General features: G+C 58.0%; 25 protein-coding genes. 18 read left to right on the forward strand and 7 right to left on the reverse strand.

The genetic code is table 11. From position 1 onward, the window contains the following. Nucleotides 1-126: 126 nt before the first annotated feature. The 4 genes from rpoH to ftsY all read right to left on the reverse strand — a co-directional run bounded on the left by rpoH (nucleotide 127) and on the right by ftsY (nucleotide 4,449). Nucleotides 127-981 carry an RNA polymerase sigma factor RpoH gene (gene rpoH, locus EAE_RS05600; protein ID WP_002920815.1) on the reverse strand — a complete coding sequence of 285 codons (855 nt, stop codon included), beginning with the start codon at nucleotides 979-981 and terminating at the stop codon, nucleotides 127-129. Nucleotides 982-1,236: 255 nt separating this feature from the next. Next, nucleotides 1,237-2,292: a permease-like cell division protein FtsX gene (gene ftsX / locus EAE_RS05605; protein WP_015369318.1), complete on the reverse strand. Its 1,056-nt coding sequence runs from the start codon at nucleotides 2,290-2,292 to the stop codon at nucleotides 1,237-1,239. Continuing rightward, a complete protein-coding gene (gene ftsE, locus EAE_RS05610) occupies nucleotides 2,285-2,953 on the reverse strand; it encodes a cell division ATP-binding protein FtsE (RefSeq protein WP_015369317.1) in 669 nt (222 codons plus the stop codon). The genes ftsX and ftsE overlap by 8 nt, the downstream gene beginning before the upstream one ends. A gap of 2 nt (nucleotides 2,954-2,955) precedes the next feature. Further along, on the reverse strand, nucleotides 2,956-4,449 hold the full coding sequence (ftsY, locus tag EAE_RS05615) for a signal recognition particle-docking protein FtsY (RefSeq protein WP_015703708.1): 1,494 nt from the start codon (nucleotides 4,447-4,449) through the stop codon (nucleotides 2,956-2,958). A 193-nt stretch (nucleotides 4,450-4,642) separates the two neighbouring features. On the opposite strand from ftsY, the gene rsmD reads away from it, so the two are divergent. Further along, nucleotides 4,643-5,239, forward strand: coding sequence for a 16S rRNA (guanine(966)-N(2))-methyltransferase (rsmD, locus tag EAE_RS05620; RefSeq protein ID WP_015703709.1), 597 nt, complete (start codon nucleotides 4,643-4,645; stop codon nucleotides 5,237-5,239). Continuing rightward, nucleotides 5,229-5,507 (forward strand): DUF1145 family protein, encoded by a 279-nt coding sequence (locus EAE_RS05625; protein WP_015369314.1) that lies wholly within the window; start codon nucleotides 5,229-5,231, stop codon nucleotides 5,505-5,507. The genes rsmD and EAE_RS05625 overlap by 11 nt, the downstream gene beginning before the upstream one ends. A 15-nt stretch (nucleotides 5,508-5,522) precedes the next feature. On the opposite strand, the gene EAE_RS05630 is transcribed toward EAE_RS05625, so the two are convergent. Further along, nucleotides 5,523-5,882 (reverse strand): DUF2500 domain-containing protein, encoded by a 360-nt coding sequence (locus tag EAE_RS05630; RefSeq protein WP_020077761.1) that lies wholly within the window; start codon nucleotides 5,880-5,882, stop codon nucleotides 5,523-5,525. Between the two features lie 141 nt (nucleotides 5,883-6,023). Here EAE_RS05630 and EAE_RS05635 point away from each other — a divergent pair, with 141 nt between their 5' ends. Next, complete coding sequence (locus EAE_RS05635; protein ID WP_015369312.1) at nucleotides 6,024-6,650, forward strand: lysoplasmalogenase; 627 nt, start codon at nucleotides 6,024-6,026, stop codon at nucleotides 6,648-6,650. A 78-nt stretch (nucleotides 6,651-6,728) separates the two neighbouring features. Continuing rightward, the gene (gene zntA, locus EAE_RS05640; RefSeq protein ID WP_015703710.1) at nucleotides 6,729-8,936 is read left to right on the forward strand and encodes a Zn(II)/Cd(II)/Pb(II) translocating P-type ATPase ZntA; all 2,208 of its coding nucleotides are present in this window, start codon (nucleotides 6,729-6,731) and stop codon (nucleotides 8,934-8,936) included. A gap of 420 nt (nucleotides 8,937-9,356) precedes the next feature. On the opposite strand, the gene tusA is transcribed toward zntA, so the two are convergent. Beyond that, nucleotides 9,357-9,602, reverse strand: a complete 246-nt coding sequence (tusA, locus tag EAE_RS05645) for a sulfurtransferase TusA (protein WP_015703711.1) — start codon at nucleotides 9,600-9,602, stop codon at nucleotides 9,357-9,359. Nucleotides 9,603-9,809: 207 nt separating this feature from the next. Here tusA and EAE_RS05650 point away from each other — a divergent pair, with 207 nt between their 5' ends. Continuing rightward, nucleotides 9,810-10,475, forward strand: coding sequence for a 7-cyano-7-deazaguanine/7-aminomethyl-7-deazaguanine transporter (locus EAE_RS05650; RefSeq protein ID WP_015703712.1), 666 nt, complete (start codon nucleotides 9,810-9,812; stop codon nucleotides 10,473-10,475). A 73-nt stretch (nucleotides 10,476-10,548) separates the two neighbouring features. Further along, nucleotides 10,549-11,106 carry a DcrB family lipoprotein gene (locus EAE_RS05655; protein WP_015369308.1) on the forward strand — a complete coding sequence of 186 codons (558 nt, stop codon included), beginning with the start codon at nucleotides 10,549-10,551 and terminating at the stop codon, nucleotides 11,104-11,106. Nucleotides 11,107-11,108: 2 nt separating this feature from the next. Here the strand turns inward: EAE_RS05655 and EAE_RS05660 are convergent, their stop codons facing one another. Continuing rightward, nucleotides 11,109-12,329 carry an MFS transporter gene (locus EAE_RS05660; RefSeq protein ID WP_015703713.1) on the reverse strand — a complete coding sequence of 407 codons (1,221 nt, stop codon included), beginning with the start codon at nucleotides 12,327-12,329 and terminating at the stop codon, nucleotides 11,109-11,111. 338 nt (nucleotides 12,330-12,667) lie between these two features. On the opposite strand from EAE_RS05660, the gene EAE_RS05665 reads away from it, so the two are divergent. The 12 genes from EAE_RS05665 to EAE_RS05720 are packed head-to-tail and all read left to right on the forward strand — an operon-like array spanning nucleotide 12,668 to nucleotide 22,555. Beyond that, nucleotides 12,668-13,390, forward strand: a complete 723-nt coding sequence (locus EAE_RS05665; RefSeq protein ID WP_015703714.1) for a beta-ketoacyl synthase chain length factor — start codon at nucleotides 12,668-12,670, stop codon at nucleotides 13,388-13,390. After that, complete coding sequence (locus tag EAE_RS05670; protein WP_015703715.1) at nucleotides 13,387-14,202, forward strand: lysophospholipid acyltransferase family protein; 816 nt, start codon at nucleotides 13,387-13,389, stop codon at nucleotides 14,200-14,202. The genes EAE_RS05665 and EAE_RS05670 overlap by 4 nt, the downstream gene beginning before the upstream one ends. After that, the gene (locus EAE_RS05675) at nucleotides 14,183-14,440 is read left to right on the forward strand and encodes a phosphopantetheine-binding protein (RefSeq protein WP_015369304.1); all 258 of its coding nucleotides are present in this window, start codon (nucleotides 14,183-14,185) and stop codon (nucleotides 14,438-14,440) included. Before EAE_RS05670 ends, EAE_RS05675 begins: the two co-directional genes overlap by 20 nt. An 11-nt stretch (nucleotides 14,441-14,451) precedes the next feature. After that, a complete protein-coding gene (locus tag EAE_RS05680) occupies nucleotides 14,452-14,703 on the forward strand; it encodes an acyl carrier protein (protein WP_015369303.1) in 252 nt (83 codons plus the stop codon). Nucleotides 14,704-14,709: 6 nt separating this feature from the next. Then, on the forward strand, nucleotides 14,710-15,291 hold the full coding sequence (locus tag EAE_RS05685) for a COG4648 family protein (RefSeq protein ID WP_015703716.1): 582 nt from the start codon (nucleotides 14,710-14,712) through the stop codon (nucleotides 15,289-15,291). Continuing rightward, nucleotides 15,288-16,637, forward strand: coding sequence for an AMP-binding protein (locus EAE_RS05690; protein WP_015703717.1), 1,350 nt, complete (start codon nucleotides 15,288-15,290; stop codon nucleotides 16,635-16,637). The genes EAE_RS05685 and EAE_RS05690 overlap by 4 nt, the downstream gene beginning before the upstream one ends. Then, nucleotides 16,624-16,977, forward strand: coding sequence for an ApeI family dehydratase (locus EAE_RS05695; protein ID WP_015703718.1), 354 nt, complete (start codon nucleotides 16,624-16,626; stop codon nucleotides 16,975-16,977). The genes EAE_RS05690 and EAE_RS05695 overlap by 14 nt, the downstream gene beginning before the upstream one ends. Further along, a complete protein-coding gene (locus EAE_RS05700; protein WP_015703719.1) occupies nucleotides 16,968-18,659 on the forward strand; it encodes a glycosyltransferase family 2 protein in 1,692 nt (563 codons plus the stop codon). The genes EAE_RS05695 and EAE_RS05700 overlap by 10 nt, the downstream gene beginning before the upstream one ends. A gap of 3 nt (nucleotides 18,660-18,662) precedes the next feature. Then, entirely contained in the window at nucleotides 18,663-19,085 is a 423-nt protein-coding gene (locus EAE_RS05705; RefSeq protein WP_015369298.1) for an acyl-CoA thioesterase, read from the forward strand. Next, nucleotides 19,082-19,687 (forward strand): outer membrane lipoprotein carrier protein LolA, encoded by a 606-nt coding sequence (locus tag EAE_RS05710; protein WP_015703720.1) that lies wholly within the window; start codon nucleotides 19,082-19,084, stop codon nucleotides 19,685-19,687. Before EAE_RS05705 ends, EAE_RS05710 begins: the two co-directional genes overlap by 4 nt. Next, entirely contained in the window at nucleotides 19,656-21,974 is a 2,319-nt protein-coding gene (locus tag EAE_RS05715; protein WP_015703721.1) for an MMPL family transporter, read from the forward strand. Before EAE_RS05710 ends, EAE_RS05715 begins: the two co-directional genes overlap by 32 nt. After that, entirely contained in the window at nucleotides 21,971-22,555 is a 585-nt protein-coding gene (locus EAE_RS05720; protein WP_015703722.1) for a DUF3261 domain-containing protein, read from the forward strand. Before EAE_RS05715 ends, EAE_RS05720 begins: the two co-directional genes overlap by 4 nt. Nucleotide 22,556: the final 1 nt, after the last annotated feature.

Raw genomic sequence — 22,556 nt, forward strand, 5'->3', positions numbered from 1 at the left:
GTGACTGAAGCTAAAGGTCGCGACAAATCGCGCGGAGAGGGGAAACGGGTATGACGGGGATATAAAACAAAAAGCCCCCGCTGAAACAGCAGAGGCTTAATTCACTACGGCGCAGAAAGTCGAAGATTAAGCTTCGATAGCGGCGCGTAGTTTTTTCATCGCGTTCTTTTCCAGCTGACGAACACGTTCAGCTGAGACGCCATAACGATCCGCCAGCTCCTGCAGCGTGGACTTGTTGTCCTCGTCCAGCCAGCGAGCGCGGATGATGTCCTGGCTACGCTCGTCCAGGCCCTGCATCGCATCAGTCAGTTTATTAGCAGCCTGCTCTTCCCAGTTATCGTCTTCGATGCCGTCGGCAAAGTTAGACGTTTTGTCCTGCAGATAGAGCACCGGCGCCATCGGCTGGCTATCGGATTCGTCATCGGACGACATATCAAAGGTCATGTCCTGCGCTGCCATACGTGATTCCATCTCACGTACGTCTTTGCTCGACACACCCAGCTCGCGGGCAACCATCTCTACTTCGTCCTGGTTAAACCAGCCCAGACGCTGCTTGGTTTTACGCAGGTTGAAGAACAGCTTACGCTGCGCTTTGGTGGTTGCGACTTTAACGATACGCCAGTTACGCAGCACGTATTCGTGGATTTCCGCTTTAATCCAGTGCACGGCGAAGGAAACCAGTCGCACACCCACTTCCGGGTTGAAACGACGTACGGCTTTCATCAGACCGATGTTACCTTCCTGAATAAGGTCCGCCTGCGGCAGGCCATAGCCCGAGTAGTTACGAGCAATATGAACAACAAAGCGCAGGTGAGACAGAATCAGCTTTTTCGCTGCTTCCAGATCGCCCTGGTAATGCAGCTTTTCAGCAAGCTCCCGCTCTTCATCAGCCGATAACATCGGCCAAGTGTTAGCAGCCCGGATGTACGATTCCAGGTTACCAACGGGGGCTAAAGCTAAAGTTTGCATTTCTTTGGTCATTCAAATCCTCTCAATCGATAGTGTCTGACATGAACTTGTCCCCATCAGGCAACAAACATGCCAGCATTTATGAGCAACGAGAATATCACCCACAGTAGTATCAGACAGTGATTTTATCCACAAGTTCCATGCAACGTTGTGAGTAAATTACGCACAAAATGTGACATGGAGATGAAAGATTAGGGAAGAGGCGAACAGGGACTCTTTCCCTGCAGAGAGATATTCAGTGCAGGGAAAGATTATACCAGAAAATTTTTAGTCGGGGGTAAAGTGACGTAAATGTTGCACCGTCGCCAGCCATGCCGCGACCCAGCCAATCATCGAGCAGACGATTAGCATTAGCAGGCATTCATCGAAGCCTAAGCCGCTGAGTTCAAATTTAGTACCAAACACTTTCGCCACTTCGGTCACCGCCGAGGAGAGGCGCATCACCAGAATCTCCGACAGAATCAGCGACAAAAACGCCCCGGCGAAGCCCAACAGCGCGCCGCCATAGAGGAACGGACGCAGGATGAAACCGTCGGTAGCGCCGATCAGCTTCTGGACGTTAATGGTATCGCGACGGGCGAAGATGCTCAGACGTACGCTGTTGCCAATCACCAGGAACACCGCGGCAATCATCAGCACGCCGATCATCGCCGACACCCGGCCGACCAGCCCGGTCAGCGACGCCAGGCGCGCAAACCAGCTATCGTCCATGCGCACTTCGTCGACTCCCTGAATACGGGAGACGCGATCGCGCAGGGTGTTAAGCGAATCGGTATTCTGGAAATCGAGCTTCGGCACCACAATCGCTACCGCCGGCAACGGGTTCTCTTCCAGCATATCCAGCGCGCCGCCAAACCCGGACCAGTTGCGGAACTCGCCCAGCGCCTCATCGCGCGACAGATAATTTACCTTCTCAACGCCCTGCTCCGCCTGCAGTTGGCCAACCACCCGCGCCGCCGCATCGTCATCCAGCGTTTTTTCCAGATAGACGGTGATCTGCGGCGACGGATAATACTGCGACGCCGCGCTGTTGACGTTTTTGTAGACCATATAGCAGACGCTCGGCAGCGTCAGCGAAATAGCGATCACCATAATGGTGAGAAAGGTCGCCAGCGGCGTGCTTTTTAAATCCTGTAACGCGCCGTGCCAGGCGTAGCGCACCTGCTCGTTAAAGACGTTACTCTTCCGCGATGCCGGGTTCGGCGCCGCTTTTGGCCGTTTTGGCGCATTGCGCCCGCCGTTGCCGCCGCCGGTGGCGTTACGGAGACGATCGAACTTGCTGCCGAACTGGCGAATCTGGTTCACTGCGTCGCGCTTATTCACCCCGATGGCCTCCATGCATATGACCGTCGCTTAGCGTCAGGACACGGTACGGACGGCTGGAAATAAGCCCCAGGTCGTGCGTCGCCATCAGTACCGTCACCCCTACGCGGTTAAACTCTTCAAACAGACGTAAAATCCCTTCCGAGAGCGCCTCATCGAGGTTACCGGTCGGTTCATCCGCCAGCAGCACCGCCGGCTTGTTGACCACCGCGCGGGCAATGCCCACACGCTGTTGCTCACCACCGGAGAGTTGGATGGGGAAATTTTTCGCTTTGTCCAGCAGCCCGACTTTATCCAGCGCTGCGGATACGCGGCGGCGAATATCATCGCCGCTGGCGCCGGCGATAATCAGCGGGATCGCCACATTATCGAACACGGTGCGATCCATCAGCAGGTGGTGGTCCTGGAAAATCATGCCGATTTGGCGGCGCAGGAACGGCACCTCGCGGCTCTTCAGTCGGCTGATATCATGGCCGCTGAACAGAATTTTCCCGGCGCTCGGCCGTTCGATACCACAGATAAGCTTCAGCAGGGTACTTTTCCCCGCGCCGGAATGGCCGGTCAGGAACGCCATCTCGCCCTGCTGCAGGTGGAACGTCACCCCCTGCAGCGCTTGTCTCCCACCGAGATAGGCTTTGCTGACTTGTTCAAAGCGAATCATTCTTAATCCTCTCGGGCAAAAAGTGCCTCAATAAAGTCGCCCGCATTAAACGGACGCAGATCTTCAATACGTTCGCCGACGCCAATATAGCGAATCGGAATACTGAACTGGTCAGCCACTGAGAAGATAACCCCGCCCTTCGCGGTTCCGTCAAGCTTAGTCAATGTAATGCCGGTCAGCCCCACCGCTTCGTGGAACAGTTTGGCCTGGCTAATCGCGTTCTGCCCGGTGCTGGCGTCGATGGTTAGCATGACTTCATGCGGCGCGTCGACGTCCAGTTTCTTCATTACGCGGACAATCTTCTTCAGTTCTTCCATCAGATGCGATTTATTCTGCAGACGACCCGCGGTATCGGCAATCAGCACATCAATATTGCGCGCTTTCGCCGCCTGAATGGCGTCAAAAATAACCGAGGCTGAATCAGCGCCGGTATGCTGGGCAATCACCGGGATCTCGTTACGCTGGCCCCAGACCTGTAACTGTTCCACCGCCGCCGCGCGGAAGGTATCCCCCGCCGCCAGCATCACGGATTTGCCCTGCTGCTCAAACTGACGCGCCAGCTTACCGATGGTGGTGGTTTTACCCACGCCGTTAACGCCGACCATCAGAATAACAAATGGCGTTTTCCCTTCAACATTCAGCGGTTCCTCAACTTTCGTCAGGATCTCGCTCATCTCTTCTTTCAGCAGACCGTATAACGCCTCGGCATCACGCAGCTGCTTACGGCTGGCCCCCTCGGTAAGATTGGTAATAATCTTACGCGTGGTTTCCACCCCAACGTCGGCAATCAGCAGCTGTTCTTCCAGCTCTTCAAACAGATCGTCGTCGATTTTTTTACCGCGGAACAGGCTGATAAATCCGGAACCCAGATTCTGTTTGGTTTTCACCAGGCTGCGTTTTAAGCGGGCGAAGAAACCTTCTTTGGTCGGTTTTTCCTGCTCCTGCGGCGCCGCTTCCTGAGTTTCCGCTTCTTCTTCTGGCGTCTCTTCAACGTCTTGCGCCGCCAGAGCTTGTGCTTCGAGCTCTTCATCGCTTAGTTCGGCTTCGGGCTCTTCCGGGAGGATCTCATCTTCGATGACCTCAGGCTCCGCGACGATAACCTCTTCCGGCGTCTGTTCAGCGACCGCTTCGGCGATAACCGGCTCGGCTATTACCTCTTCAACCAGCGGTTCAGCGACTTTTTCTTCTACCGCAGGAACAACCGGCGCTTCTTCAACTACGATTTCCGACGCCGCGGTCTCTTCCGCCACCGGATGCGACAGTTCGCTTTCAACAACCTGTTCGGTAACCTCTACGACCTCGGCGGCAAAGGCCTCGGGGTCTTCTTTTACCGTTTCCGCCGCGGGTACGGCTTCCGCAGGCATTTCCGCCGCCGGAGCCTGTTCCGCAACCTCTTGTTGTTCTTCTACTTTTTGTTCTGTTTCGCTTTCCTGAGCCTGTTCTTTTTGCCCAAAGCCCAGCCAGGAAAAGAAGCCACGTTTTTTCTCTTTTGCCATTTGCGACCACACTCCTCGCTGTTTATTCATGGCGCAGCTTCGACACAACCGCTTCAGAAGCTGAAAAAATGATGAAATTAGTTGGATAGTCTATCACTTAACTTAACTCGCATCACCGCCCCCGGATTAAGGTTTCGTCAATGGTCTTCGATCGTTAGAATAGCAGGCTGGAAGTTGAGACTTGAGCAAAGAGATGAAGAAACCAAATCACGCAGGCAGCGGCCAGATCCGCATTATCGGCGGACAGTGGCGGGGCCGTAAATTACCGGTGCCGGAGAGCCCGGGTCTGCGCCCGACCACCGACCGGGTTCGGGAAACGCTATTTAACTGGCTGGCGCCGTCAATGGTCGACGCCCACTGCCTTGACTGCTTCGCCGGCAGCGGCGCGCTGGGGCTGGAAGCGCTGTCACGCTATGCCGCCAGCACCACGCTACTGGAGATGGAGCGCGGCGTCGCGCAGCAGCTACAAAAAAATCTCGCGACGCTGAAAGCCAGCAACGGCAAGGTGGTCAACACCAACACGCTGGCGTTTCTCAGCCAGCCGGGTACGCCGCACCACATTGTCTTCGTCGATCCCCCCTTCCGCAAAGGGCTACTGGAAGAAACGCTCAGCCTGCTGGAAAAAAACCACTGGCTCGCAGATGAAGCGCTGATTTATGTCGAGAGCGAAGTAGAAAACGGACTACCGCCGGTTCCGGCAAACTGGCAGCTGTATCGCGAAAAAGTCGCCGGACAGGTCGCCTACCGCCTGTATCAACGCGAGGCACAAGGAGAAAACCATGCTGATTAATTTAGGCCGCCTGCTGATGCTATGCGTTTGGGCGTTTTTGCTGTTGAACCTGTTTCAACCTTTCCCAAAACCGCTGAATATCTTCGTTAATGTGGCGCTGATTTTTATGATTCTGATGCATGGCCTGCAGCTGACGCTGTTGAAAGCGACGCAAACGAAAGATGCGCCGCCGCTGAGCCGTTTTGAGCAGATTCGTATTTTCATCTTCGGCGTATTTGAACTGGTGGCCTGGCAGAAAAAGCTGAAGGCCACGCTGAAGAAGAAGTAACGGTTAATCGAGGGCTCAGTTATCGGCAACAAAGTCGACGAATTTTGAGCCCTTATAGCTCAGCATTCCCCGGTCGCCGACGCTCAGCGCGTGGTATTGCGGCGCATCAAGGCGGAACACCACTTCCAGACCGCCATTTTCCGGGCGGAAGCTCGCTTCATAACGCATCTCGCTGCCGGCTGGCGTCACCGTCTGCTGGCGCGAGCGGCGATCGTTAATCACCTTTTCCCGCTTATTGCTGACCACCACCCGCTTCTGCAGCAGCGGCGCGGCGTCGTTATCCATTTTCTCCCGGCGCTGCTGCACGTAGCGAAACGAGGCCGCCACCACAATCACCGCGACCACCAGCACAAAAAATAGCGGAACTTTACTCATTTGCGTACCCATAAGAATTATCAGGAATAAGGATAACGCGCATTGAATAACGTTGTCATCTTCTGGCCCAAACCACTACACTGAGATCCGGTACCGTAAGCGTAATCGCTTATTTAATGATAACAGATACAGGGACTTACTATGCTTTGGTCGTTTATTGCTGTCTGTTTCTCCGCATGGCTTTACGTCGATGCGTCCTATCGTGGGCCGGCCTGGCAGCGCTGGGTCTTTAAACCGGTCACCCTGCTTCTGTTGCTGCTGTTAGCCTGGCAGGCGCCAATGTTCAACGCCATTAGCTACCTGGTGCTGGCGGGCCTGTGCGCTTCGCTGCTCGGCGATGCGTTAACCCTGCTGCCGCGCCAGCGGGTGATGTACGCGGTTGGCGCATTCTTCCTCTCTCATCTGCTGTATACGATCTGGTTCGCCAGCCAGATGACGCTTTCGTTCTTCTGGCCGCTGCCGCTGGTACTGCTGGTGCTCGGCGCGCTGCTGCTGGCGATTATCTGGACCCGACTGGAAGAGATGCGCATGCCGGTGCTGACCTTTATCGGTATGACTCTGGTGATGGTGTGGCTGGCGGGCGAACTGTGGTTCGTGCGGCCGACCGATACCGCTCTCTCCGGCTTCCTTGGCGCCGCTTCGCTGCTGTTGGGTAACGCCGTCTGGCTGATTAGCCACTATCGCCGTCGCTTCCGCGCCGATAACGCCATTTCCGCGGCCTTCTACTTTGCCGGGCACTTCCTGATCGTTCGCGCACTGTATCTGTAATTTACTGCTTGACTCTGGAGTCGACTCCAGAGTGTACCCTGCGGGTAATGAGAAAATTATCATTACCCGGAGGGTGCCATGTCGACACCAGAATCTCAGGACAAAAAAGTCCCCCAGTTCTCGTCATTCAAATTTACCCCGGCGACAGCGCCCGCGGAAAGCTGCTGTACCGATCATAACTGCGCCGGAGAAACCGCCTCCGCTGAGCAGCCGCTCAATGGCGCCCGCTATAGCTGGCAGGTGGAAGGGATGGACTGCGCGGCCTGCGCCCGTAAGGTGGAGACCGCCGTGCGCCAAATCGACGGGGTCAGCCAGGTACAGGTGCTATTCGCCACCGAGAAACTGCTGGTCAATGCCGACAGCGATATCCGTTCACAGGTTGAAAACGCGGTACGCGCCGCGGGTTATACCCTGCGCGATGCTGACGCGCCGCAGGAAGAGAAACCGCAAGGTTCATGGCTGCAGGAAAACCTGGCGTTATTGAGTCTGGTAGTGATGATGGCGCTCAGCTGGGGGCTAGAGCAGTTTAACCACCCGTTCGGCAAACTGGCGTTTGTCGCCACTACCCTCGTCGGCCTGTGGCCGGTTGCCCGTCAGGCGCTGCGGTTAATTAAAAGCGGCAGCTGGTTTGCCATCGAAACGCTGATGAGCGTCGCCGCCATTGGCGCGCTGTTTATCGGCGCCACCGCCGAAGCGGCGATGGTGCTGCTGCTGTTCCTGATCGGCGAACGACTTGAAGGCTGGGCCGCCAGCCGCGCGCGTCAGGGCGTGAGCGCCCTGATGGCGCTCAAACCTGATACCGCCGTTCGCCTGCGCAACGGCGAGCGTGAGACCGTCTCCCAGCGCGACCTGCGTCCTGGCGACGTGATTGAAGTCGCCGCCGGCGGGCGTCTACCGGCCGATGGCGAGCTGCTATCGCCGTTTGCCAGCTTTGACGAAAGCGCGCTGACCGGCGAATCGGTACCGGTGGAACGTAAAGCCGGCGAGCGCGTAGCCGCTGGCGCCACCAGCGTCGATCGCCTGGTGCAATTGAGCGTTATCTCCGAACCGGGAGACAGCGCCATTGACCGGATCCTCAAACTGATTGAAGAAGCCGAGGAGCGCCGGGCGCCGATTGAGCGCTTCATCGATCGCTTCAGCCGAATCTACACTCCGGCCATTATGGTAGTCGCCCTGCTGGTTGCCATCATACCGCCGCTATTCTTCGCCAGCGCCTGGCTGCCGTGGATCTATAAAGGCTTAACGCTGCTGCTGATCGGCTGCCCTTGCGCGCTGGTCATCTCTACCCCGGCGGCGATTACCTCCGGCCTGGCGGTCGCCGCACGGCGCGGGGCGCTGATTAAAGGCGGCGCGGCACTGGAACAATTGGGCCAGGTGCGCCAGGTGGCGTTCGATAAAACCGGTACTCTGACCATCGGCCAACCGCAGGTCACCCACGTTATCACCACCGCCGACGTTGATGAAAACGGCCTGCTGGCGCTGGCGGCAGCAGTTGAACAAGGCTCCAGTCATCCGCTGGCGCAGGCTATCGTCCGCGAAGCGCAGCAGCGTAAGCTGACGATTCCCGTTGCGCGCAACCAGCGGGCGCTGGCCGGTTCCGGGATAGAAGCCGAGGTCAACGGCAGCCGCATCTTAATCTGCGCGGCCAGTAAGGCCGCCCCCGCTGAGCATGAGGCGCAGATCCAGCAACTGGAGAGCGCCGGACAGACGGTGGTGCTGGTGATGCGCGATGATACCTTGCTCGGCATTCTGGCGCTGCGCGATACCCTGCGCGACGATGCGCGTCAGGCAGTGGAAGAACTGCATCAATTGGGCGTACAAGGGGTGATCCTCACCGGGGATAACCCGCGCGCTGCGGCGGCTATCGCCAATGAACTGGGTCTGCAGTTCCGCGCCGGATTGCTGCCGGCGGACAAAGTGAACGCGGTGATGGCGCTTAACGCCAACGCGCCGCTGGCAATGGTCGGCGACGGTATCAACGATGCCCCGGCGATGAAAGCGGCGACCATCGGTATTGCGATGGGCAGCGGCACCGATGTAGCGCTGGAGACCGCCGACGCGGCGCTGACCCATAACCGCCTCACCGGCCTGGCGCAGATGATTTCTCTGGCGCGCGCCACCCATGCCAATATTCGCCAGAATATCGCCATCGCTTTAGGGTTGAAGGGGATTTTCCTCGTCACGACCCTTCTCGGCCTGACCGGTTTGTGGCTGGCGGTGCTGGCGGATACCGGCGCGACGGTGCTGGTAACGGCTAACGCCCTGCGGTTATTGCGTAAAAAGTAAGGTTGAACAGATATTCCCTGCTCGCGCAGCACGGTTCCAGATCGTTAGGTAGCCCGGATAAGGCGCAACGCGCCGCCATCCTGGGGTATTCCCTGCTCGCGCTGCGCTTAGCAGGGCTGCGGTTCCGTGCCGTTAGGTAGCCCGGATAAGGCGCAACGCGCCGCCATCCGGGGGTATTCCCTGCTCGCGCTGCGCTTAGCAGGGCTACGGTTCCGGGCCGTTGGGTAGCCCGGATAAGGCGCAACGCGCCGCCATTCGGGGATATTCCCTGCTCGCGCTGCGCTTAGCAGGGCTGCGGTTCCGTGCCGTTAGGTAGCCCGGATAAGGCGCAACGCGCCGCCATCCGGGGGTATTCCCTGCTCGCGCTGCGCTTAGCAGGGCTACGGTTCCGGGCCGTTGGGTAGCCCGGATAACGCGGATTCAGTGGCTTTTACGGATCAGGTAGCGGTACGGCAGGGCTTCGGTTTCCTGCGCCACCAGTTCATGCTCCATAAAGAGGCAAAAACCGGGAATATCGCGGGTGGTGGCCGGATCGTCGGCAATAATCAGCAGGGTCTCGCCCACCGGCATGGTACGCACGGTTTTACGCACCATCATCACCGGCTCCGGGCAGCGGAGCCCCAGGGCGTCCAGCGTATGGTCAGGACTGGAAAAAAGTTCGCTCATTTTTATCTCACTTCAACAAAACGGCCCTAGTTTACCCCCACTTCGCCAGTACGCAAGCCAGGTTAACGTTTGCGCGAAAAACAACCATTGCATTACGCTCGCAACGCAGTATCATGCAGCCGTTTTTAATTGGGTTCCCTCACCCCAACGTTCCGCTCCCGATTCCTTCATTGGTATGAAGCATGACGGACATAAAAAGGTCACAATATGAATCCCTTTACTACCGTACAGCGTAAGAAAGCGCTCGTCTGGCTTTCGCTATTTCATCTGCTGGTGATCACCTCCAGCAACTATCTGGTCCAGCTGCCGATCTCCATTTTTGGTTTCCATACCACTTGGGGGGCGTTCAGTTTTCCCTTTATTTTCCTCGCCACCGATCTGACGGTACGCATTTTCGGCGCCCCGCTGGCGCGACGCATCATCTTCGCGGTGATGATCCCGGCGCTGATTATTTCCTATGGCATTTCGGCGCTGTTTTATATGGGCGAATGGCAGGGCTTTGCCGCGCTGGGCACCTTTAATCTGTTCGTCGCCCGTATCGCCGCCGCCAGCTTTATGGCTTATGCGCTGGGGCAAATTCTCGACGTCCACGTTTTCAACCGCTTGCGTCAGAATCGTCGCTGGTGGCTGGCGCCGACGGCGTCGACCCTGTTCGGTAACGTCAGCGATACCCTGGCCTTCTTCTTCATCGCCTTCTGGCGCAGTCCGGATCCGTTTATGGCCGCCCACTGGGGAGAAATCGCCACGGTCGACTACTGCTTTAAAGTGCTTATCAGCATCGTCTTCTTCTTGCCGATGTACGGCGTGCTGTTGAATATGCTGTTGAAAAAACTGGCGGATAAATCTGATTTGTCGGCATTGCAGCCAGGTTAAAGGTACTCGCTAACGGTTGTGATAAGATAACCGGATGAGCCGTTAATGGCCGTTTATCGAAAGGAAGATGTCAATGCGCAATTTGGTTAAATATGTCGGTATTGGCCTGCTGGTTATGGGGCTTGCGGCCTGTGATAACAGCGATTCAAAAGCGCCGACCGTCGGGGCGGCAGCAGAGAGCAATACCAGCGGCCAGGCGATTAGCCTGCTGGATGGTAAACTGAGCTTCACTCTGCCCGCGGGCATGGCCGACCAGAGCGGTAAGCTCGGTACCCAGGCCAACAATATGCATGTCTATTCTGACGCCACCGGCCAGAAAGCGGTGATTGTGATTGTCGGCGACAACACTAATGAAGATCTGGCGGTGCTGTCCAAACGTCTGGAAGATCAGCAGCGCAGCCGCGACCCGCAGCTGCAGGTTGTGTCTAACAAATCGATTGAGATTAAAGGCCACACCTTACAGCAACTGGACAGCATCATCTCCGCCAAAGGTCAGACCGCGTGGTCTTCCGTGCTGCTCGGTAAGATCGATGACAAATTGCTGACCCTGCAGGTCACTCTGCCAGCGGACAACCAGCAGCAGGCGCAGACCGAAGCGGAAAGCATCGTCAACACGCTGGTCATTAACTAATTTTATTGCCCTGATGCAGCGGCCTCCGGTTCAACCACCGGGGGCCGTTTTTTTAACCGCCAGCACAGCAGTAGCGCGGCCATCACCAGCCCTGCCGCCGCCAGATAAATCGTCGGTATCCCGGTCCACGCCATCAAAAGCCCGGCCAGCGGCCCGGTTATCCCCAACGACAAATCCATAAATACGGTATAGGTCGCCAGCGCCGAGCCCTGATTATGCTGCGGTACGGCTTTTACCGCCACCACGCCCAGCGCCGGGAAGACCAGCGAGAACCCCGCGCCGGTGAGGAAAGTCCCGACTTTCGCCATCAGCGGCGTCTGTGCAAAGCCCACCAGCAGCAGGCCAATAACCTCCACGCTAAAACAGAGCATCGCCACGTTCAGGCCGCCGAGGCGGTTAATACCGTTGGGAAAAAGCAGCCGCGTGCCGACAAACGCGCAGCTGAACAGCGTTAACGCAAAGGCCGCGCCGTCCCAGCCTTTCGCGTCATAAAACAGGGTAATAAAGGTCGCGATAACCCCAAAGCCGGCAGAAGCCAACGCCAGCGCCATGCCGTAAGGCCAAACCCGGCCCAGCACCGCGCGAAATGACATCGCTTTCCCTTTCGTTGCCTTCACCGCCGTTCGCGGTAGCGCGCAAATGATAGCCACCAGAGCAACCGCCATAATGACCATCGCCAGGCCGCTGAGGCCAATGTATGAATAGCACAGCACGCCCAGCGGCGCGCCCATCGCCATCGCGCCGTAGGTCACAATGCCGTTCCACGAAATCACCCGCCCGATATGCAGCGAGCCGACAACGCCTACGCCCCATAGCGTCGACCCCGTGCCGGCAAAGCTCTGGCCAATGCCGAGGATCGCTCGTCCAAGGCATAACAGCAGCAGACTCAGCAGTGGCCAGCTGCTGCTCCAGGCTGCCAGCAGGTAGCTCAAACCACTCAGGAAACAGCCGCACAGGCCGAAAACGACAATCTTTTTCGGCCCGAGCAGATCGGCGTAGCGCCCGGCGTGCGGTCGGCTCAGCAGCGTGGCGAAATACTGGAGACTAATCACCAGCCCGGCCCAGAAGGCGCTAAAACCCATCACATCGTGAACGTAGCCCGGCAGAACCGCCAACGGCAGCCCGATGGTGAGATAGCTGGCAAAGTTGAAAATAACGACGGAGACAATCCGCAGATTAAGGCGCAGTCCATTGAGCGCCGGTTCGGCGACGGGTTCGGGCATCAGATTCCACCAGATATTGGCAACAGATATCTACTATTTACCATGTCCGGTCGGTAATTGCAGTTCCCGCTATTGGCGCCATCTATTCAGCGGAATTATCATCCTTTATGGGGAGATTAACGCAATAAATTGCACTAAGCGGTGAAAATACCGAAAATACAGCATTATCTCATCGCAAAGTTTTGCGCTGCGGATATGCTTGGCGTCACCCTTAGCTGGCGAGGCTGATTTTCGGTTGCAAAGCCCCCAATTAACGGCTTCGTGATGGTTATCGCCGGGTTTCGGGTTCTATAAACGTCGCGATCATAGAACTACAGGCTTACCGCGGACGCGCGTAGATGAATTTTACCCTGAACATAATCGACTGGCAGGCGAGAGCGCCTGGGCTTTGCGAAGCCGAACAGTGGCAGCAATGGTCACGGTATTCGCACACCATCGATCCGGCGGCCCCGGCGGCCAAACTCAACGAACTGCCAATGATGACCGCTCGCCGACTTAGCTCCGGCAGCAAGCTGGCGGTTGAGTGCGGGCTGGCGATGCTGCGCCGCCATGAGATCGACGCCGTTCTCTATACCAGCCGTCACGGCGAGCTAGAGCGCAACTATCGGATCCTCCACGCCCTGGCGATGGAGCAAGCGGTATCGCCTACCGATTTCGCCCTATCGGTACATAATTCCGCCGTCGGTAATCTGACGATTGCGGCCAAAAAGCCCATTGCGTCGTCATCGCTTTCTGCCGGGCGCGACACTTTCCAGCAGGGATTATATGAAGTCATGGGGCTTCTGCAGGCAGGTTATCAACGCGTGTTGATGGTTGATTTTGATGGTTTTCTGCCGGATTTTTACCATTCGCAGCTGCCGACGGCTATGCCGACCTGGCCCTATGCGACGGCCTGGGTTATTGAGTCCGGCGGCGAATGGCAGTGCCAGGCTGAGCGCTATGATGCCGTTCCTGAAAGCCCCCTACCGCAAAGCCTGCTGTTTTTACGGCACTATCTGCAGAATTCCCATACGTTCACCCTGCCCGGCGAGCGCGTGCAGTGGCGCTGGAGCCGCGCATGACGCCGCTTTTGCAACGGTTAAATCGCCTGTGGCGCGCGGCGATGACCGGTTTTTGTTTCGCGCTGTTTGGCGTCGGTGGGCTGCTGCTCTCACTGATCTGGTTCAATCTGCTGCTGATCGTAGTGCGCGATAGCACCCGCCGTCGTCGTCTCGCACGGCGCAGCATTTCCGCCAGCTTTCGCGTTTTTCTTAACGTCGTGAAAGCCGTCGGCGTACTGGACTACCAGATTAAAGGGCGCGAGATTTTACGTCAGGAGCGCGGTTGCCTGGTGGTCGCTAATCATCCCAGCCTCATCGACTACGTGATGCTGGCCTCGGTGATGCCGGAAACCGACTGTCTGGTGAAAAGCGCGTTGCTGAAAAACCCATTTGTCAGCGGCGTGATCCGCGCGGCGGATTATTTGATTAACGATCGCGCCGATACCCTGCTTCCGGCCAGTCGGCAACGCTTACAGCAGGGCGATACTATTTTGATTTTCCCGGAAGGAACCCGAACGGTGCCGGGAGAAAAAATGCAGCTGCAGCGCGGCGCGGCCAATATCGCCGTGCGCTGCGGCAGCGATTTACGCGTTGTCGTTATCCGCTGTACCGAGCATATGCTGGGCAAACAGAGCAAATGGTACGACCCGCCGCGAACGAAACCGTTATTTACCGTTGAAGTCGGAGAACGGCTACGAATAGACCAATTTTACGATGCCAACACACAAGAACCGGCGCTGGCCGCACGGCAGTTAAACCGGCATATTTTGCTTAAATTAGAATCAGGCGTTGCGCCTGAAACAGGAATTAATGATGGAAGCGCTCTATCTTGAAATTAAAAATCTAATTATCAGTACATTGAACCTGGACGAGTTGTCCGCTGATGATATCGACACCGATGCCGCGCTGTTTGGCGATGGTCTGGGTCTGGACTCCATCGATGCGCTGGAGCTGGGTCTGGCGGTGAAAAAACAGTACGGCGTGGTGCTGTCGGCAGAAAGCGAAGAGATGCGCCAGCACTTCTTTTCCGTCGCCACGCTGGCATCCTTTATTCAAGCGCAGCGTGCCTGAGGAGAACCGTTATGACCGAACAAAAAGCTATTTACGAAGAAGTCTCCGCGCTGCTGGTGAAGGTGTTTGAAATCGATCCGCAGGATATTAAACCTGAGGCCCGCCTGTACGAAGACCTCGAACTGGACAGCATCGACGCCATCGACATGATCGTCCATCTACAAAAGAAAATCGGCAAGAAAATCAAGCCAGAAGACTTTAAAACCGTACGCACCGTGCAGGACGTGGTCGATGCGGCGGATCGCCTGCTGAAAGAAGCGTAATTCACCGTGTCGGGCATCCGCTCGCTGCCGGTCGTTTCAATTATGACGGGGTTATTACTGCTGACCTGGCCATTTTTGATCTGGTTTGGCCTCGCGCATAACAGCCTGCCATGGCTGTTGCCGCTAATGGCGCTACTGCTGTTTTTACGCTTTCGCCAGACCCGGCGACAGTCAGGGCCGTTGAGCGTGGTCACTCAGATCGTTGCGGTAGCCGGCATGACGCTGTGCATTGCCAGCTACCTGCTAAAGACCCATCAGCTACTGCTATTTTACCCGGTGGTGGTGAGCGGCGTGATGCTGGCGGTGTTTGGCGGTTCGCTGTGGTCAAGTATGCCTGTAGTCGAGCGCCTGGCGCGGTTGCGGGACCCGGTTCTTCCTGAGCGAGCCGTGCGCTACACCCGCCGGGTCACCCAAATCTGGTGCGCCTTTTTCATCGGCAACGGCGGTATAGCGCTGGTTACCGCGTTATACGGCGATATGTCGCTATGGACGGCGTGGAACGGCATGATTTCCTATCTGCTGATGGGCATGTTGATGGCCGGAGAGTGGCTGGTGCGCCAGCGGGTGATTAAACGAGATAAACCATGATGCAGCCCCTCACGCTGGCCCAGTGGCTCAGCGCCCCGCGTCCGCCGCAAACGCTGATTGCGTGGCAGGAAGCGCACAGCTGGACGCTGGCGCATCTGCGCTATGATGTCGCTCACCTGCTTAACAACCTGCAACAACAGCCAGGCGAGCGTTGGGCGCTCTGCTTTGACAACAGCTACCTGTTTTTGGTCGCGCTGTTGGCCACGCTGCATGCGGGGAAAACGCCAGTGCTTCCTGGCCATAGCCGAGCGGCGCTATTACACGAACAGCGAGCGCTTTTCGACGGCATCCTGAGCGATAAGACGCTGCCATGGCGCGGGCCGCTGCGGGTTATCCAGTCCGCCATGGCGACCGCATCCCACGAATACGCGTTCCCGGCGATCGGCGATAACGCCTGCATTGAGCTTTTTACCTCCGGTTCTACCGGTGAACCAAAGCGAATTAGTAAGCCCGTTAAGAGTCTCGACCGCGAGGCGGCGCTGATAGCCGCGCACTATGCCGGGCGCCTGACAGGCAGTCGGGTAGTGGCATCGGTCGCGCCGCAGCACTTGTACGGCCTGACGTTCCGTCTGTTCCTGCCAATGGCGCTGGGGTTGCCGCTGCACGCGGCGATGATTGAGTACGCCGAGCAGCTGGCGGCATTAAGCCATGATCATCATTATTTGTTTATCAGTAGCCCGGCTTTTCTCAAACGTCTCGACTATCGGCTTATCCCGCCGCCGGTCGCGATGATTTTGTCCGCCGGCGGCAAGCTGCCCTGGCAGGATGCCGTGCACACCGCTAACTGGTTCAATACCTGGCCGGATGAAATCTACGGCAGCACGGAAAGCGGGGTTATCGCCTGCCGCCAGCGCCTGCAGGATAATGCGCCGTGGCAGCCGTTCCCCGGCATCCGCTTTCAGCCGCAGGGCAACACAATTCGTCTATTTTCGCCGCTTATCGCCGACGATAACGGCCTGGTTATCGATGATATTTTGCATTTCAATGAAAGCGGTCAATTCCAGCTGGCAGGTCGTCGCGACCGGGTAGTGAAAATTGAAGAGAAGCGCATTTCACTAAGCGAAGTGGAATACCGGTTACTGCAACTGGATGGCATTCTTGAGGCCGCCGTCCTGCCGATTACCCGCGGCAGCCGCCAGAGCGTTGGCGCGTTGTTAGTGCTCGATCATGACGCCCGCCGCCGCTGGGGGAAAAGCCAGGAATTACAATGGCGGAAAGCGCTGCGCGCCTCGCTGGAACCTGTGGCCATCCCTCGCTACTGGCGGGTGGTTGACGAGATCCCCGTTAATAGCATGAATAAGCGTGTCTACGCGCAATTACAGGAGTTATTTCATGAAGCCCCATGAAATTGAGCGCCGTCAGCCGCAAGCCGATCGGGTTGAAATCGTGCTCTCTCTCGACCCGGCGCTATTCTGGTTTCGCGGCCATTTTGCCGTGCAGCCGCTGCTACCCGGCGTCGCACAGATCGATTGGGCGATGCATTACGCCACCCGCCTGCTCGCGCCCGGCTGGCGCTTTCATGACATTCAGAACGTGAAATTTCAGTCGCCGCTGCTGCCGGGCGCGATCGTCACGCTCACCCTGACATGGCAGGAGGCGCGCCAGACCCTGACCTTTAGCTATCAGCGCCACGACGGTGAAACCCGGCACACCGCCAGCAGCGGGAAAATTCGCTTATGCCGCTAGCTTTCTCTCCCTGCGTGCTGATCCCCTGCTATAACCACGGCGCCATGATGCCCCGGGTGCTGGCGCGCCTGCAGCCCTTTGGCCTGCCTTGCATCGTGGTGGACGACGGCAGCGATAGCAGTACGCGGCAGCAGTTGGAGCGGCTGGCGGCGGAAACCGCTAATCTGACCTTAATCCGCTTACCACAGAACGCGGGCAAAGGCGCAGCGGTGATCCGTGGGCTACAGGCCGCAGCGCAAGCCGGTTTCAGCCACACGGTGCAGGTCGATGCCGATGGTCAGCACGCCATCGAAGATATTCCGCAACTGTTGGCGCTGGCGCAGGCCCATCCCGAAGCGCTGATTTCCGGGCAACCGATTTACGACGACTCCATCCCGCGTTCCCGCCTCTACGGGCGCTGGATAACCCACGTCTGGGTATGGATTGAAACGCTGTCGCTGCAGTTGAAAGACAGCATGTGCGGTTTTCGCGTCTACCCGGTGACGCCAACGCTACAGCTGGCGCAGCGCGTGTCACTCGGCCAGCGAATGGATTTTGATACCGAAGTGATGGTGCGCCTCTACTGGCAGGGAAATACCAGCTATTTTGTGCCAACCCGCGTGACCTACCCGCCGGACGGTTTGTCGCATTTTGATGCCATCAAAGATAACTGCCGCATCTCGCTGATGCACACGCGTCTGTTCCTCGGCATGCTGCCGCGGATCCCCTCGCTGTTGTTTCGCCGCGCCTCGCCGCACTGGGCGCGTCAGCAGGAGGTAAAAGGATTATGGGGAATGCGCCTGATGCTACTGGTGTGGCGGCTGCTGGGGCGCAAGGCGTTCTCGCTGCTGCTTTATCCGGTGGTCGGCGTGTACTGGCTGACGGCCGCGACGGCCCGCCGTGCTTCGCAACAATGGATAACCCGCGTGCGCGAACAGTTCGCCGCTCGCCAGATGCCGATACCGCCAACGCTAACCAGCTATCGGCACTTCCAGCGCTTCGGCGAAGCGATGCTGGATAAAATCGCCAGCTGGCGCGGCGAGTTGCAGTTCGGCCGCGACGTGGTTTTTACCGCAGGCGCCGAGGAGACGCTAAATATCAGCGATCCGCGGGGGAAGCTGCTGTTGGTTTCGCATCTCGGTGATGTCGAAGCCTGCCGCGCGCTGGCGCAACTACAGGGCGGCAAAACCATCAACGCTCTGGTATTCAGCGAAAATGCGCAACGTTTTAAACAGATTATGACGGAAATGGCCCCTCAGGCCGGGCTCAACCTGATGCCAGTGAACGATATCGGCCCGGATACCGCCATCCTGTTGCAAGAAAAGCTGGAGCGCGGCGAGTGGATCGCGATTGTCGGCGACCGTATTGCGGTTAACCCGCAGCGCGGCGGAGAATGGCGTGTCTGCTGGAGCCGTTTTATGGGGCAAGCCGCCCCCTTCCCGCAGGGGCCATTTATCCTCGCCGCCATTTTGCGCTGCCCGGTTAATTTGCTTTTCGCTCTCCGCCAGCAGGGCAAACTGCGCATTTACTGCGAGCCGTTCGCCGACCCGCTGCTATTACCGCGCGCCGATCGCCAACAGGCATTGCAACACATCATCGACCGCTACGCCGAACGGCTGGAACACTACGCGCTGCAGTCGCCGCTCGACTGGTTTAACTTTTTCGATTTCTGGCGTTTGCCGGATCCCAAAAACAAGGAGTAAAGGGTGCTTAACGATCCCCGTTTTACTGCTGAAGTAGAGCTGACTATTCCGTTTCATGACATCGATATGATGGGCGTCGTGTGGCATGGCAACTATTTCCGCTACTTCGAAATTGCCCGTGAGGCGCTGCTTAACCAGTTCAACTACGGCTACCGGCAGATGAAAGCCTCAGGCTATTTGTGGCCGGTGGTCGATACCCGCGTGAAATACCGCGACGTTATCACCTTCGAGCAGCGCATTCGCGTGCGCGCGCGGATAGAAGAGTTTGAGAACCGCCTACGCATTGGCTACGAAATTTTTGATGTCGATAGCGGCAAGCGCACCACCACCGGCTACACCATCCAGGTTGCGGTGGATGAAAACAGCCGCGAGATGTGTTTCGTCAGCCCGGATATCCTGTTTGAACGCATGGGGGTTACGCCATGAGATTACTGCTGCTGTTAGGGCTGTTTATCAGCCCGCTGGTCAGCGCCCTCACGCTTGATGACCTGCAAAAACAATTTAGCGAACAGCCGGTGGTACGCGCCCACTTCGATCAAGTTCGCACGATTAAGGATCTGCCGCAGCCGCTGCGATCCCAGGGGCAGATGTTGATCGCCCGCGATAAGGGGTTGCTGTGGGATCAAACCTCACCGTTCCCGATGCAGCTGTTGCTGGATGACAAACGGATGGTGCAGGCGATCAACGGCCAGCCGCCGCAAACCATTACTGCCGAAAACAATCCGCAGATGTTCCAGTTCAACCATTTGCTGCGCGCGCTGTTCCAGGCGGATCGAAAAGTCCTGGAAGATAACTTCCGCGTGGAATTTGCCGATAAAGGCGAAGGCCAGTGGACGCTGCGCCTGACGCCCATCACTACGCCGCTGGATAAGATTTTTGCCCGCATCGATTTGGCCGGGAAAGACTATCTGGAACATATTCAGCTCAACGACAAGCAAGGCGATCGCACCGATATCACCCTTTCCCAACACCAATTGACGCCTGCGCAACTGACCGATGACGAACGCCAACGCTTTGCCACCCAGTAAACGCCCCGCGTTGTTATGGGCCGTCGTCTGCCTGCTCCTGGCGGGCGCGCTGCTGGCGCTGCTGCCGCAGGCCCGGCTCAACAGCAGCGTACTGGCGATGCTGCCGAAGCAGACGCTTGGCGCAATCCCGCCCAGCCTGAACGACGGTTTTATGCAGCGCCTTGATCGCCAGCTGGTCTGGCTGGTCAGCCCCGGTAAACAGGCCGACCCGCAGGTGGCCGGCGACTGGCTGCGTCTGCTGCAAACCTCGAAGGCGCTGGCAGACGTCAAAGGCCCAATGAATGCCGATAATCAGCAGGCCTGGGGGACCTTTTTCTGGCAGCATCGTAACGGTTTAATTGACCCCGCTACCCGCGCGCGCCTGCAAAACGGCGGCGAAGCGCAGGCGCAATGGATCCTCTCACAGCTCTATTCGGCATTTTCCGGCGTCAGCGGCAAAGAACTGCAAAACGATCCTCTGATGTTGATGCGCGGCTCGCAGCTGGCGATGGCGAAAGGCGGCCAGCGGATGCAACTGCAGGATGGCTGGCTGGTGACCAAAGATGCCCAGGGCAACCTCTGGTATCTGTTGCATGGCGAACTGGCGGGTTCCTCATTCGATATGCAGCAGACGCACCGGCTGGTCACTACGCTCGGAGAGCTGGAGAAGCAGTGGAAAACGCAGCATCCGCAGGCGCAGCTGCTGTCGCGCGGCACCGTGTTCTATAGCGATTACGCCAGTCAGCAGGCGAAGCACGATATTTCTACACTCGGCGCGGCGACGCTGTTCGGCGTGATCCTGCTTATCGTCGCGACGTTTCGTTCGCTGCGCCCGCTGCTGCTGTGCCTGATTTCCATCGCCATCGGCGCGCTGGCCGGCACCGTCGTCACGCTGCTGCTATTTGGCGAGCTGCATCTGATGACCCTGGTGATGAGCATGAGCATCATCGGCATCTCCGCCGACTATACGCTCTATTATCTGACCGAACGGATGGTGCATGGCGCGGAATCAACCCCGTGGCAAAGCCTCGCCAAAGTGCGTCATGCGTTGCTGCTGGCGCTACTTACTACCGTGGCGGCTTATCTGATTATGATGCTGGCCCCCTTTCCGGCGATTCGCCAGATGGCGCTCTTCGCGGCGGTCGGCCTGAGCGCCTCGTGTCTGACGGTAATTTTCTGGCATCCATGGTTGTGCCGTGGACTTCCCGTGCGCCCGGTTCCGGCGATGGCATTGTTGTTACGCTGGCTTGCCGCCTGGCGACGCCATAAAAAGCTGTCCATCGGCCTCCCCGTCGCGCTGGCCCTGTTCTCGCTGGCGGGTCTCGCGACGCTGCGGGTGGATGATGATATTTCGCAGCTCCAGGCGTTGCCGCAGGATATCCTGGCCCAGGAAAAAGCCATCACCGCGCTCACCGGGCAAAGCGTCGATCAAAAGTGGTTTGTGATTTACGGCAAAACGGCCCAGCAGACGCTGCAGCGCCTGGAGGCATTTATGCCCGCGCTGACGCAGGCGCAAAGCGACGGCCTGCTCGGCGGATATCGCGCTATCCCCCTGAATTCACTCGCTCGCCAACAGCAGGATCTTGCCCTGCTGCAACGCGCCGCGCCCACCGTCAGTAACGTGCTGAACCACGCCGGACTGGCAACGATCAATCCCGATCTCAACCCGATGCCAGTGACCGTCGACGTCTGGCTTGCCAGCCCGGCCAGCGAAGGCTGGCGACTGCTGTGGCTGACGCTGCCGGATGGCGAAAGCGGCGTACTGGTTCCGGTAAGCGGCGTGAAAGACAGCGCGGCGCTAAAAACGCTTAGTACACAACAGGCTGGCGTTGCGTGGGTCGATCGCAAAAGCGATTTCGACCAGTTGTTCGCGCTCTACCGCCACATTCTAACCGGCCTGCTGGGCGTTGCGCTGGCGGTGATTGCCTGCGGCGCTATGCTCCGCCTTGGCTGGCGCAAAGGGCTGGTTAGCCTGGTGCCGTCGGTATTGTCGCTGGGATGCGGGCTGGCGGTGCTGGCATTTAGCGGCCACGCGGTTAACCTGTTCTCCTTGCTGGCGCTGGTGCTGGTACTGGGCATCGGCATTAACTACACGCTGTTTTTCAGCAACCCGCGCGGTACGCCGCTGACATCGCTGCTGGCGGTCACCCTGGCGATGATGACCACCTTATTGACGCTCGGCATGTTGGTGTTTAGCACCACGCAGGCCATTAGCAGTTTTGGTATTGTTTTGGTAAGCGGCATTTTCGCCGCCTTCCTGCTTTCGCCGTTAGCGATGCCGACCAAAAAAGAGAAAAAAAGACGATGAGAAGACCATCATTCTGGCGCGCCTTCGCGCTACTCGCCGCCTTATTGCTGGCCGGCTGCAGCCGTTCGCAGCCGGAGCCGCAAGGCCGCCCGCAGGCGTGGCTGGAACCGGGTACGCGCGTCACGTTGCCGCCGCCTGGTATCTCGCCGGACATCAGCTCGCAGCAGTTGCTCACCGGCAGCTTCAACGGCCAAACCCAGTCGCTGCTGGTCATGCTCAATGCCGATGATAAAAAGCTCACGCTGGCGGGTCTGTCATCCGTCGGTATCCGCCTGTTCCTGGTGACCTATGATGAAAGAGGGCTGCGCGCTGAACAGTCGATGGTGGTTCCGCAACTGCCGCCAGCCAGCCAGGTGCTGGCCGATGTGATGCTCAGCCACTGGCCGGTTAGCGCATGGCTGCCGCAGTTGCCAAAAGGGTGGACGTTGACCGAGCGCGGCGACAAACGCGAACTACGTAACGCGCGCGGGAAGCTGGTCACCGAAATCACCTATATCAACCGCAAAGGCCAGCGCGTGCCGATCAGCATCGAACAGCACGTCTTTAAATACCACATCACCATTCAATACCTGGGTGACTGAG

Source organism: Klebsiella aerogenes KCTC 2190 (assembly GCF_000215745.1).
Lineage (GTDB): Bacteria > Pseudomonadota > Gammaproteobacteria > Enterobacterales > Enterobacteriaceae > Klebsiella > Klebsiella aerogenes.

Coding starts and splice junctions, on each gene's coding strand:
- rpoH (WP_002920815.1), bottom strand. CDS start 981: ATGACCAAAGAAATGCAAACTTTAGCTTTAGCCCCCGTTGGTAACCTG.
- ftsE (WP_015369317.1), bottom strand. CDS start 2,953: ATGATTCGCTTTGAACAAGTCAGCAAAGCCTATCTCGGTGGGAGACAA.
- ftsY (WP_015703708.1), bottom strand. CDS start 4,449: ATGGCAAAAGAGAAAAAACGTGGCTTCTTTTCCTGGCTGGGCTTTGGG.
- rsmD (WP_015703709.1), top strand. CDS start 4,643: ATGAAGAAACCAAATCACGCAGGCAGCGGCCAGATCCGCATTATCGGC.
- EAE_RS05625 (WP_015369314.1), top strand. CDS start 5,229: ATGCTGATTAATTTAGGCCGCCTGCTGATGCTATGCGTTTGGGCGTTT.
- EAE_RS05630 (WP_020077761.1), bottom strand. CDS start 5,882: ATGAGTAAAGTTCCGCTATTTTTTGTGCTGGTGGTCGCGGTGATTGTG.
- EAE_RS05635 (WP_015369312.1), top strand. CDS start 6,024: ATGCTTTGGTCGTTTATTGCTGTCTGTTTCTCCGCATGGCTTTACGTC.
- zntA (WP_015703710.1), top strand. CDS start 6,729: ATGTCGACACCAGAATCTCAGGACAAAAAAGTCCCCCAGTTCTCGTCA.
- tusA (WP_015703711.1), bottom strand. CDS start 9,602: ATGAGCGAACTTTTTTCCAGTCCTGACCATACGCTGGACGCCCTGGGG.
- EAE_RS05650 (WP_015703712.1), top strand. CDS start 9,810: ATGAATCCCTTTACTACCGTACAGCGTAAGAAAGCGCTCGTCTGGCTT.
- EAE_RS05655 (WP_015369308.1), top strand. CDS start 10,549: ATGCGCAATTTGGTTAAATATGTCGGTATTGGCCTGCTGGTTATGGGG.
- EAE_RS05660 (WP_015703713.1), bottom strand. CDS start 12,329: ATGCCCGAACCCGTCGCCGAACCGGCGCTCAATGGACTGCGCCTTAAT.
- EAE_RS05665 (WP_015703714.1), top strand. CDS start 12,668: ATGAATTTTACCCTGAACATAATCGACTGGCAGGCGAGAGCGCCTGGG.
- EAE_RS05670 (WP_015703715.1), top strand. CDS start 13,387: ATGACGCCGCTTTTGCAACGGTTAAATCGCCTGTGGCGCGCGGCGATG.
- EAE_RS05675 (WP_015369304.1), top strand. CDS start 14,183: ATGGAAGCGCTCTATCTTGAAATTAAAAATCTAATTATCAGTACATTG.
- EAE_RS05680 (WP_015369303.1), top strand. CDS start 14,452: ATGACCGAACAAAAAGCTATTTACGAAGAAGTCTCCGCGCTGCTGGTG.
- EAE_RS05690 (WP_015703717.1), top strand. CDS start 15,288: ATGATGCAGCCCCTCACGCTGGCCCAGTGGCTCAGCGCCCCGCGTCCG.
- EAE_RS05695 (WP_015703718.1), top strand. CDS start 16,624: ATGAAGCCCCATGAAATTGAGCGCCGTCAGCCGCAAGCCGATCGGGTT.
- EAE_RS05700 (WP_015703719.1), top strand. CDS start 16,968: ATGCCGCTAGCTTTCTCTCCCTGCGTGCTGATCCCCTGCTATAACCAC.
- EAE_RS05710 (WP_015703720.1), top strand. CDS start 19,082: ATGAGATTACTGCTGCTGTTAGGGCTGTTTATCAGCCCGCTGGTCAGC.
- EAE_RS05715 (WP_015703721.1), top strand. CDS start 19,656: ATGACGAACGCCAACGCTTTGCCACCCAGTAAACGCCCCGCGTTGTTA.
- EAE_RS05720 (WP_015703722.1), top strand. CDS start 21,971: ATGAGAAGACCATCATTCTGGCGCGCCTTCGCGCTACTCGCCGCCTTA.